Source organism: Devosia sp. Root635 (assembly GCF_001427605.1).
Classification (GTDB): Bacteria; Pseudomonadota; Alphaproteobacteria; order Rhizobiales; family Devosiaceae; genus Devosia.
Window position 1 is genome coordinate 97,253 of record NZ_LMGZ01000006.1, and the last position, 10,837, is coordinate 108,089.

At 63.5% G+C, this 10,837-nt stretch carries 9 protein-coding genes; 8 read left to right on the forward strand and 1 reads right to left on the reverse strand.

The genetic code is table 11. The annotated features are described in order from the left end of the window. Positions 1-12 precede the first annotated feature (12 nt). From ASD80_RS04705 to ASD80_RS04730, 6 genes are all read left to right on the forward strand, one after another. On the forward strand, positions 13-570 hold the full coding sequence (locus tag ASD80_RS04705; protein WP_162247315.1) for an SH3 domain-containing protein: 558 nt from the start codon (positions 13-15) through the stop codon (positions 568-570). A gap of 130 nt (positions 571-700) precedes the next feature. Then, the gene (locus ASD80_RS04710; RefSeq protein WP_056229657.1) at positions 701-1,357 is read left to right on the forward strand and encodes a protein-L-isoaspartate O-methyltransferase family protein; all 657 of its coding nucleotides are present in this window, start codon (positions 701-703) and stop codon (positions 1,355-1,357) included. A gap of 136 nt (positions 1,358-1,493) precedes the next feature. Then, entirely contained in the window at positions 1,494-2,849 is a 1,356-nt protein-coding gene (locus tag ASD80_RS04715) for a TolC family outer membrane protein (protein WP_162247316.1), read from the forward strand. Between the two features lie 259 nt (positions 2,850-3,108). Then, on the forward strand, positions 3,109-3,816 hold the full coding sequence (locus ASD80_RS04720; protein WP_056229662.1) for a PopZ family protein: 708 nt from the start codon (positions 3,109-3,111) through the stop codon (positions 3,814-3,816). A gap of 94 nt (positions 3,817-3,910) precedes the next feature. Then, entirely contained in the window at positions 3,911-4,198 is a 288-nt protein-coding gene (locus tag ASD80_RS04725; RefSeq protein ID WP_082555056.1) for a GIY-YIG nuclease family protein, read from the forward strand. Positions 4,199-4,363: 165 nt separating this feature from the next. Next, positions 4,364-7,279 (forward strand): valine--tRNA ligase, encoded by a 2,916-nt coding sequence (locus ASD80_RS04730; RefSeq protein ID WP_056229667.1) that lies wholly within the window; start codon positions 4,364-4,366, stop codon positions 7,277-7,279. A 149-nt stretch (positions 7,280-7,428) separates the two neighbouring features. Here the strand turns inward: ASD80_RS04730 and ASD80_RS04735 are convergent, their stop codons facing one another. Continuing rightward, on the reverse strand, positions 7,429-9,165 hold the full coding sequence (locus ASD80_RS04735) for an ABC transporter ATP-binding protein (protein WP_244488936.1): 1,737 nt from the start codon (positions 9,163-9,165) through the stop codon (positions 7,429-7,431). Between the two features lie 112 nt (positions 9,166-9,277). Between ASD80_RS04735 and ASD80_RS19000 the strand changes: the two genes are divergently transcribed. Both ASD80_RS19000 and ASD80_RS04740 read left to right on the forward strand, forming a co-directional pair. Then, on the forward strand, positions 9,278-9,457 hold the full coding sequence (locus ASD80_RS19000; protein ID WP_210168426.1) for a hypothetical protein: 180 nt from the start codon (positions 9,278-9,280) through the stop codon (positions 9,455-9,457). A 378-nt stretch (positions 9,458-9,835) separates the two neighbouring features. After that, positions 9,836-10,645, forward strand: coding sequence for a tetratricopeptide repeat protein (locus ASD80_RS04740; protein ID WP_162247317.1), 810 nt, complete (start codon positions 9,836-9,838; stop codon positions 10,643-10,645). Positions 10,646-10,837: the final 192 nt, after the last annotated feature.

Here is a 10,837-nt window from a genome sequence, read left to right on the forward strand (position 1 = left end):
TGGGAGGACGTCGTGAGCCACCCCTTGTCCTGCACGCGCACCGCCGCGGTCTTGCTCGCGCTCTGCGCCGCATCGGTCCCCGCCGCGGCGTCCGAAATTGCCGCCTGCACACTCTCCGCCTGGTCGAACGATACAGACACGAACGGGCTCAATATCCGGGCCGGCGCCGGAAGCGATACCGCGATCATCGGCCAGATCCCTGTCGGCGGCGAAGTCTCGATCACAGGGGAGAAGGATGGCTGGTTCAGGATCGATCACGCCGTGCTGATCGACTACGAAACAGACGACACCACCGACGTTTTTGCCGGCGAGGGCTGGGTTTCCGGGCGGATGCTCGGCCTTGTCCTGCATGACGATTTACATGCCGCCCCCTCGGACGACAGCCCGGTCGTGGCTCGTCTGTTCCACGAGGATGCAAACGGAAACGTGTCGGGGGCGGATTCGTTTGGCGTTACCAGCTTGCTCACCTGCCAGGGAGACTGGGTCGAGGTCGAAGGCACGTTCTTTGGCACCCCCTTGACCGGCTGGGCGACCCGGACCTGCTCAAACCAGGTGACCACCTGCTCCTGACGTCTGCCCCGGCCCGCATACCCGCCATGCACCGCGATTTTTGCCGCATCACACGCTCGCCCCTTGCCATGGGCCATGCCCGACTATATTCACGGCCGGCATATAGTCTTGCCCGGGGCGGGTGGTTTCAATGGTCGATTTCGAGCGCGCGCGGGCGCAGATGGTGGAAAGCCAGTTGCGCGGCGGCGGCGTCACCAGCGCGCCCATCCTTGCCCGCATGCGTGCCATTCCGCGCGAGAATTTCGTCGCGCCCGATCGTCGCGACGTGGCTTATCTCGACGCGATCCAATGGCTTGGTGACAAGGCCTCCGGCCGCTTCATGGCCGCGCCCGCCACCCTGGCGAAATTGCTCAAGCTCGCTGAAATCACCGAAAGCGAAACCGTACTCGATATTGGTGCCGGCACCGGCTATTCCACCGCGGTCATTGCCGGCCTTGCCGCCTCCGTCGTCGGCCTCGAGCCCGATGCAGAGCTCGCGGCAGCGGCTTCCACCAATCTCGTCGCGCTCGGTCTGGCCAATGCCGCGATTGTCGCTGGCGAAATCGAGCGTCTCGGCGCAGCCCGCTTCGATGTCGTTCTGGTGCAGGGCGCGCTCGATCGCGTGCCGGACGCTTTTTTTGCCGCATTGGCCGACGGAGGGCGCCTCGTGGCGCTCATTCGCGCCGGGGCGGTTTCTGTGGCCCATGTTTTCGTGAAGTCGGGCAGGGGCGTGACGGCCCGGGCCGAGTTCAATGCCTTCCTGCCGCCGCTCTTTGCGGCGCGGGCCAGTGAGGAATTTGTGTTTTGAGGCGATGCTACCGGTCGGTGTTGCCGCTGAGGCACGGGGCCGGATGAATCGCACATTAATGTTTCGTAGGGATTGCCGCGGCCGGTTGTCTACCCCATGTGCCGCGCATAGAGTTTCGGGGTTTTGGAGGCGGGCAATGGGTTTTCGCGTTAAATTGGTCGCCAGTGCGCTGGCTTTGGCTCTTGCAGCCGTTTCGGTGGGTGGCGCGCAGGCGCAGTCGATCACACAGGCGCTGACGATCGCCTACGATCACGCGCCCGATCTGCAGGCGGCACTGCTCAGCGCCAAATCCGCGGCGGAAAATGTGGCCCTGGCGCAGGCCGGCAAGCGGCCGCAGATCAACGCTTCGATCAGCGGTGGCCATGGCTGGAGCCTGGTCGGCGGCAGTGTGACCGAGGGGGACTCCCTGTCCACCGAATTGACCTACGGCCAGGTTATTTTTGACAATTTCAAGACCGACGCGCAGATCGAGGCAGCGCGCGCCGGCGCCGAAGCCGCCGAATACCAGATCCGCGATACCGAGCAGACGGTGCTGCTTGCGGTTGTCGATGCCTATATGTCGGTGCTGAATGGCCGCCAACTGGTCGCCCTCCGGCAGGAAAACGTCAGCTTCTTCCAGGCGCAGTTGCAGTCGGCAAAGGACCGGCTCGATGTCGGCGAGGGTACCCGTATCGACGTGGCGCAGGCCGAAGCCCGGTTGTCGCAGGGCGACGCCAGCTATCGCGCCGCCGTGAGCAGTCTCGAAATCAGCCAGGCGACGTTCCAGCGCTATGTCGGTGCGGCGCCGCAGAACCTGGATGCTTCGCATAATTATGGTCGCCTGATCCCCGCCAGCCTGCAGGCTGCCATTTCCGCGGCCGAAACCGATCACCCGGCGATCCTGCTCTCCAAGGCGACCATTCGCGCTGCCCAGGCCAATACGGATACGGCCCAGGCCGCCTTCGGCCCGACCGCATCGATCAACGGCTCGATCGGCAGCAGCTGGAAGGACTCGCCGGGCGACGGTTTCAATGCATCTGTTGGTTTTCGGATCAGCATTCCACTCTACAATGGCGGCGCCATCGGCGCCAATGTGCGCAAGGCCAATATCGAGCAGATCAAGTCCGAGGTCACAGCAATGTCGACCTATGACAAGATTCGCGAGGCGGTGATTTCCGCCTGGGCCGGCATCCAGAGCGCCGACGCGCAGATTTCCGCGGCCAATGCCGCGGTTTCCGCCGGCCGCACCGTGCTCGACGGCGTCATCCAGGAGCGCGACCTCGGCACGCGGACCACGCTGGACGTGCTCAATGCCCAGGCCGAATTGACCACGGCGCGCGAAAGCCTAATCAACGCCTCGACCAACAAGGTCATGGCCACTTTCTCGCTGCTCTCGGCCATGGGTCACCTGACCGCGACCGATCTGGCGCTGAATGTTCAGGTCAAGTCGGCCGTGCAGTATAATCAGGCCGTCGATGACGTCTGGCAGGAATTGCGCACCGTCGCCGACTGATCGAGCGCTTCGCGCAGGCCGTTTTTTCGGTAAACTGCGTCCGCTGTCTTTGCTGTTCTGCAATCTCTTGCATCCAGCGTCATTATCGAGCCGTGGTGGTCGGGTCATGCCTGGCCACAACTTTTAGTGGAAGACCGGCTTGAGCCATGCTGTGGCGATTCCTAATTGCGACGGCTGGCGCTAAGGTGTTGGTGACGAATCAGGTTGGCGGCACCGGCGGATGCTGCGGTCGGTTCGGGCGCACGAGTAAGAGGCACTGATGAACAAGCCGGCACCCAAAGAACCCTCCATGGACGAAATCCTGTCGTCCATCAGGCAGATCATTGCCGATGACGATGCCGCCGGGGTGCCGCGCCGTCCGACAATTCAGGCCGCGCCCCCCCCGATGCAGGCCACTCCGGCCCGCCCCATGGCGGACTCGCTGGATCGTGATCTGAGTGACATGCTCGACGATATCGAGCCGCTGGCGCTCTCGCCCAACCAGATCGTCGACAAGGGCGAGGACGATATCGGCGGTTTCAGCTTCGACTCCATCCTGGCCGATACCGAGACCGAGGAGCCTTCCGCCGCCGCCGCGCCGCAACTGGTCGAGCCGGACGATATCACCTTCGACATCGCCGAGCCGGCCGAGGAAGAAGAGTTGCCCGCCTTCGACCCGCCGCCGATGGCCGTTCGGGAGCCCGAGCCGCGTGTGCAGGCCAGCGTCGCCCAGGCCGCGCCGCTGCCCGATCCGTCCCTGTCCAGCGATATGGCCGACCAATTGCTCGGCCCCGCCACCCAAGCCGCCGTGCGCAGCTCCATCACCAAGCTCAATGGCCTGGGCCTCGGCAATGCCGGCGCCACCATCGAGTCGCTGATGCGCGACATGCTCCGCCCCATGCTCAAGGAATGGCTGGACGAAAACCTGCCTTCCGTCGTCGAGCGCATGGTGGAACGCGAAATCACCCGCGTCTCCCGCGGGGAATAGGCGTCCGGGAGTTTGACTGTCACTCGTTGCTCCCCACTTACCGATCGTCACCCTCGGGCTTGACCCGAGGGCTCTGCACTTTCAATCTCGCCCCGTGGGCGGATACACCTATATTCTTGTAGATATGCGGCGTGGCCGAACCTATATCGGGGTCACCAATGACCTCGTTCGTCGTGTCCACGAACATCGCGAAGGCGTTGTGGAAGGCTACACCAAGAAAAATAACATCAAACGCTTGGTCTATTTCGAGACCCATGACGGTATCGAGCTCGCGATTCAGCGCGAGAAGACACTCAAACGCTGGTATTGGCCGTGGAAGGAAGCCCTGATCGAGGAGAACAATCCGGACTGGCGCGACCTTTGGGACGAAATCGTCAAGTGAAGAACCCTCGGGTCGAGCCCGAGGGTGACGTGTAGTGGTTGTCCCGCCCATCTGCCATGCGCAGTTCCAGTTGACCCCGCATCCCGCATTTGCTTGAAGTCTGCCAACCTGTCTATCCGGCCCGCCAGATACCTCTCGGCGGGCTGCTGCTGTTGCGAGTGACCAATGCTTGAAAAGTCCTATGAGCCCGGCGCGGTTGAGAACCGCGTCTATGCCGATTGGCTCAAGGCCAATGCCTTTGCCGCCGGGGCAGGGGCCGCGCCCGGCGCCGAGACCTTCACCATCGTCATTCCCCCGCCCAATGTCACCGGCTCGCTCCATATCGGCCACGCGCTGAACAACACGATCCAGGACATTCTCGTCCGCTTCAATCGCATGCTGAAGAAGGACGTGCTCTGGCAGCCCGGCACCGACCATGCCGGCATCGCCACCCAGATGATCGTCGAACGCCAGTTGATGGAGCGCCAGCAGCCGGGCCGCCGCGAGATGGGCCGCGAGAAATTCGTCGAGCGCGTGTGGGAATGGAAGGCCGAAAGCGGCGGCACCATCATGAACCAGCTCAAGCGCCTCGGCGCCTCGGCTGATTTCAGCCGCGAACGCTTCACTATGGGCCAGAACGGCGCTGCCGACGACCAGATGGTCCGCGCCGTCACCAAGGTCTTCGTCGAGCTGCACCAGCGCGGCCTGATCTATCGTGCCAAGCGCCTGGTCAACTGGCATCCCGGCCTCGAAACCGCCATTTCCGACCTCGAAGTCGAGAATATCGAGATCAAGGGCCACATGTGGCACCTGCGCTATCCGCTCGCCGATGGCGTCACCTACCAGTTCCCCATCGCCCATGATGAAGACGGCAAGCCCACCGAGTGGGAGACCCGCGATTACATCATCGTCGCCACCACCCGCCCCGAAACCATGCTGGGCGACAGCGGCATCGCCGTTCACCCCGAAGACGAGCGCTACGCCCCGCTGGTCGGCAAGTTCGTCACCCTGCCGCTGGTCGGTCGCCGCATCCCCATCGTCGCCGACGAATATGCCGACCCCACCCTGGGCACCGGCGCCGTCAAGATCACGCCGGCCCACGATTTCAACGACTTCGAAGTCGGCACCCGCAACAATCTCGACCAGATCAACGTCTTCACAACCGGCGGCGCCATCATCTCGGCCGATTTCATCCCCGAGGCCTATCGCGGCCTCGACCGCTTCGCCGCCCGCAAGGCCATCGTCGCTGACCTGACCGCCCTGGCAGAAGCCGAACCCACCCGCGGCCTCGATCACATCGAGGACAAGAAGATCATGGTCCCGCATGACGAGAAGTCCAAACTCGTCGTCATCGAGCCCTTCCTCACCGACCAGTGGTGGGTCAAGGCCGACGTCCTCGCCCAGCCGGCCCTCGCCGCCGTCCGCGAAGGCCGCACCAAATTCGTGCCCGAGCAATACCAGAACACCTATTTCGCCTGGCTGGAAAACATCAAGCCATGGTGCATTTCCCGCCAGCTCTGGTGGGGCCACCAGATTCCGGCCTGGTACGGGCCGGACCTTGAGGACGGTATGCAAACGTTGGAGTCGCTAGGCTCCGGGGGCTTGCAGATGAAGACAAAGCCATTCGTCGCTCATAGTGCAGACGAGGCTTTGGCTGAAGCACGTCAGTATTATGCCAAATATGCGCCCGGTGCAGACGTCATCGTTGGTTCGTCTTCACCTCTCTTCGGCGGCGGTGGGGATCGGGCTGCATCGTTACGAGTTGGACGCCCCGACACAACCATCGCTCTCTGGCGCGACGAAGACGTGCTCGACACCTGGTTCTCCTCCGCCCTCTGGCCCTTCTCCACTCTGGGCTGGCCGGACGATACCGAGGCGCTCCGCCGCTACTATCCGACCGACGTTCTCGTCACCGGCTTCGACATCATTTTCTTCTGGGTTGCCAGGATGATGATGATGGGTCTTGAATTTCTGGATGAAGAGCCGTTCCACACGGTCTACATGCATGCTCTGGTCCGCGACGAGAAGGGCCAGAAGATGAGCAAGACCAAGGGCAACGTCATCGACCCGCTCCAGCTCATCGATCAATACGGCGCCGACGCCACCCGCTTCACCCTCGCCGCCATGGCCGCACAGGGCCGCGATCTCAAGCTCTCGATCCAGCGTGTGGAAGGCTATCGCAACTTCGTCACCAAGATCTGGAACGCCGCCCGCTTCCTCGAAATGAACGAGTGCCGCCGCGTCGAGGGGTACGATCCCAAGACCAACAAGCTCCCGCTCAATCGCTGGATCGTTGGCGCCACCGCGCGTGGCGCCGCCGCCGTCACCCAGGGCATTGTCGACTACAAGTTCAACGAAGCCGCCAATGCCGCCTATGATTTCACCTGGGGCACCTTCTGCGACTGGTATGTCGAATTCGCCAAGCCTGTGCTGATGGGCGAGGACGAGGCCGCCAAGGCCGAAACCCGCGCCACCGCGGCCTGGGCCCTCGACCAGATCCTCGCCATCCTCCACCCCTTCATGCCCTTCGTCACCGAAGAGCTGTGGGCCGAAACCGGCAAATTCGGCGCCCCGCGCCAGTCCATGCTGATCCTGAGCTCCTGGCCCGACCTGTCCGGCCTCGAAGATGCTGCCGCCGATGCCGACCTCACCTGGCTCATCGACGTCATCACCAATGTCCGCTCGGTCCGCTCGGAGATGAACGTTCCCGCCGGCGCCAAGCTGCAAATGGTCGTCGTCGGGGCAGGGGAAGAGACCCTGCGCCGCCTCGTCGCCGGCACCTCGCTGATCACGCGCCTAGCCCGCCTCGAGGAAATCTCGCCGCAATCAGAGGTCCCCGGCGAATCCGCCCAGTTCGTCGTCGGCGAAGCCACCTTTGCCCTGCCGCTGGCGGGCGTCATCGACATCGCTGCCGAAAAGGTCCGCCTCGAAAAGGAAGTGACCAAGCTCGACGCCGAAATCGCCCAGATCGACAAGAAGCTCGGCAACGAGCAATTCGTCGCCAAGGCCCCCGAAGAGGTCATCGAGGAACAAAAAGCCCGCCGCGAAGCCGCCGTGGAACGGCGGCATCATATTCTCGAAGCGCTGAAGCGCCTGAGCTGAGGGCGAGTTTCCCCAAACGCGATCGTCACCCTCGGGCTTGACCCGAGGGCGCTGCACTTGACGATAGCACAGCAAGTATAGAGCCCTCGGGTCAAGCCCGAGGGTGACGTGTGGTGGGTGGGCGCCATCGCGTCCACCCCTCCCGCCGCTCAAATACGCCCCTGCACCCGATGCAGCCCGGCATAAAGCCCATCCGCCGCCATCAGCGCCTCATGCGTCCCTTCCTCGCCGATCCCCTCCGGCGTCAGCACCAGAATCCGGTCCGCATGGCGCACCGTCGACAGCCGATGGGCAATCACCAATGTCGTCCGCCCCGCCGCCAGCGTCAGCAGCGCCTGCTGCACCGCCCGCTCGCTCTCATTGTCCAGCGCGCTGGTCGCCTCGTCGAAGATCAGCACCGCCGGGTTCTTGAGAAACGCTCTTGCGATAGTCAGCCGCTGCTTCTGCCCGCCCGACAGCTTCACCCCGCGTTGCCCGATATCGGTGTCATATCCATCCGGCAGGTCCATGATGAACTCATGCGCATTGGCCGCCTTCGCGGCAGCGACCAGCGCCGCGTCGCTGGCCTCCGGCCGCCCATAGCGCAGGTTTTCCGCCACCGTGCCGCTGAACAGATACACATCCTGCTGCACCACGCCGACGCTGCGCCGCAACGAGTCCAGCGTCACATCGCGCACATCCTTGCCGTCGATACTGATGGCCCCGCCGCTCACCTCGTAAAACCGCGGGATCAGCGCACAAAGCGTGCTCTTGCCGACGCCCGATGATCCCACCAGGGCCACGAATTCCCCCGGCTTGATATCGAGCGACAGCCCGGCGAACACCGGCGCTCCCCCATCGCCATAGCCGAAATCCACATCGCGGAACGAAATCGCCCCGCGAACCGGGCCGATATCCAACGCATCAGGCGCGTCGGCAATGTCGGGCTGCTCCTCCAGCAACTCCATGGCGCGTACGAAGCCGGTTGCCCCCTCCTGCCAGAGCCGGATGAAGTTATCCAGCCGCCGCACCGGGTCGACCAAAACCCCCACGCAGAGCAGGAAGGTCAGCATCTCCGCCACCGTCAATTCGGCATGCAGGATGCGAATGGCCCCGCCCACGATGACCATGATAGTCACCAATTGGGCAAAGCCGTCCATGCCGACCCAGAGCAGGGCCTCGCTGCGATAGCCGTCGCTGCGGCTGCGCAGGAAGTTCCGGTTCTCGACCTCGAACCGCTCCAGTTCCATCGACTCGTTGGCGAAGGATTGCACCACGCGCACTCCGCCCAGCGCACCCTCTACCCGCTCGTTGATTGCCGCTATCCGCTCCTTGGTGGTCTTGAGCGCCACATTCATCCGCCGGTTGAAATGCCGCGCATAGAGCACGGCCGGCGGCACCAGCAGCGCGATCAGCCCTGCCAGCACCGGATCGATGATCGTCAGCACCGTCATCGCGCCGCCGAATTTCAGCACGCTGATGGCAAGGTCTTCCGGGCCGTGGTGGAACAATTCGCCCAGCCACAGCGAATCGTTGCTGATGCGGCTCATCAATTGCCCCACGCGCTGCCGGTCATAGAAGCTGAACGACAGCTTCTGGCAGTGCTCGAACAGTTCCTTGCGCACATCGGCCTCGATCCGCGCGCCCATCACGTGGCCCCGGTAGTCGACGAAATAGGTGGCCAGCGACTGCACGAGGAACACGGCGAGCATGATGCTGCCCATGCCCAGGATTTGCGTCAGCGCGTCGTCGGCCTCGGCCAGCGCCGGCAGGCGCGTGGTGATGTAGCTGGCGCAAAGCGGCAGGGCGATTGCACTGGCCGCGACCAGCATCGCACAGGCCAGGTCCGCCAGCAGCAGCGGCACATAGGGGCGATAATAGCCGACGAACTTTCGGGCGCGCGCCATCGCGCGACCGGGATCGCTATCCCGGTTTCCCGTCAGCCTGGCGAGAAGTTTGAAGAAGCGGTGGTTACGGCCGGCGTCGCTGCGCTGCTCCGTCCACGAATGTTGAGACTGCATGAATGATCACGTCCTGTTGATGTTTGTTTCCTTTCACGTTGGACAGGGCTTTCATTCTGCGCTCCTTGGATTCGCGATGGCGCCGAGTATGCCGATAGAGCGATCGGGAACAACCGCCCCGCAGGCAAACGGCGGCAATCCGTTGCTGTTGGGAAACATTTTGGCGGCGACTCTGTGACGATTCCGCAACAGCGCGTGTGAATCGATTTCACCGCCGGCCATCGCAACGATTTGGCGATATTTGTCGCCACAATCTCACCCTAAACGAGACGGCATAGGCATCTGGGGGCGGATGACCTGTAAGTGGTGGGCGTTGGCCTGCACGCTTGCGCGTTTTCTCCCTCTAAATGTCGAACCGACGGCGAAGCTCTTGGCTTGGCTCTCTCGGGGTGAACGACGCCGTGCCCGCATCATACCTCTCGATCGCCACGCGGTCGGCCGAATGCGGTCACAAACGGGGTTTACCGAAATCTTAACGTCCGCCGTCCCGATCAGCCGATCCGGGAGAACCGGACGACACGGTTCGCCCGCCACCGCGCGGGCAAGAAGGAGCAAGATGCGGACCATTAGGGACCATTCCCTGATTTCCGTTACGACGGCAGCGATCTTCGCCCTCGCGGCGGCGGCGATGCCCGTACACGCCCAGACGGCAGCCGATGCGGCGCTGAACATGGCCAATATGCTCGATGGGGCAGGTGGCGGTGTGTCCGGCGACGATCTGCTTCTGGCGCTTGAAGATGCCGCCAGCGCCGGCCAGCCCATGGCCATGTGGCAGCTCGGCACGATGTATGAGAATGGCGAAGGCGTCGACAAGGACCCGGTCAAGGCCTTCGGCTATTTCGCCCAGATTGCCAATCAACATGCCGATGCCGCGCCGCGGGGCGTCGAGGCCGACATCGTGGCCCAGTCCTTCGTCAAGGTCGGCGATTACTACAAGGAAGGCCTGCCCGATGCCGGCATTCCTGCTGATGCCGAGCGCTCGCACGCTTTGCTGCTGCATGCCGCCACCTATTTCGGCGATGCCGATGCGCAATATCGCGTCGGCCTGCTCTATACCCAGGAAAACGAAATGGGCGTGAACCCTCTGCAAAGCGCCCGCTGGTTCTCGCTGGCCGCCCGCAAGGGCCATTGCCCAGCCCAGGCCCATCTCGGCGATATGGTGTTCAACGGCGTCGAAGGCATCGAAGCTCAGCCGGTCGAGGGCCTGATGTGGCTCGCCGTTGCCCATGAACGTTGCGCTGGCACCGCCGATGCCGCCTGGGTCGATGAACTGCTCAACCGCGCCGTTTCCATAGCCACGCCCGAACAGCGCACCGAAGCCTTCGCCCTGGCCGACAGCATCGCCCCGCAATTCGCTGGCTTCTGAGCGGCCCGCAGGGACAAATCGCTCCAGTGGAGCGATTTGAGCGAAGAAGGCCACGAGACCTACGGTCGAGTGGCGGGCAGGAGAATTCCCCACCCACCGGCCGTCACCCTCGGGCTTGTATCGACGAAATCTGATTAAGATGTCCCGGGAGGCGGTCGCATCCGCGCTCCCGGGCAGACATCGACCGTCCTC

What these genes read in the sequence shown, in the direction of transcription:
- ASD80_RS04710 (WP_056229657.1), top strand. Translation starts at nt 701, where the DNA reads ATGGTCGATTTCGAGCGCGCGCGGGCGCAGATGGTGGAAAGCCAGTTG.
- ASD80_RS04715 (WP_162247316.1), top strand. Translation starts at nt 1,494, where the DNA reads ATGGGTTTTCGCGTTAAATTGGTCGCCAGTGCGCTGGCTTTGGCTCTT.
- ASD80_RS04720 (WP_056229662.1), top strand. Translation starts at nt 3,109, where the DNA reads ATGAACAAGCCGGCACCCAAAGAACCCTCCATGGACGAAATCCTGTCG.
- ASD80_RS04730 (WP_056229667.1), top strand. Translation starts at nt 4,364, where the DNA reads ATGCTTGAAAAGTCCTATGAGCCCGGCGCGGTTGAGAACCGCGTCTAT.
- ASD80_RS04735 (WP_244488936.1), bottom strand. Translation starts at nt 9,165, where the DNA reads ATGGCGCGCGCCCGAAAGTTCGTCGGCTATTATCGCCCCTATGTGCCG.
- ASD80_RS19000 (WP_210168426.1), top strand. Translation starts at nt 9,278, where the DNA reads ATGAATGATCACGTCCTGTTGATGTTTGTTTCCTTTCACGTTGGACAG.
- ASD80_RS04740 (WP_162247317.1), top strand. Translation starts at nt 9,836, where the DNA reads ATGCGGACCATTAGGGACCATTCCCTGATTTCCGTTACGACGGCAGCG.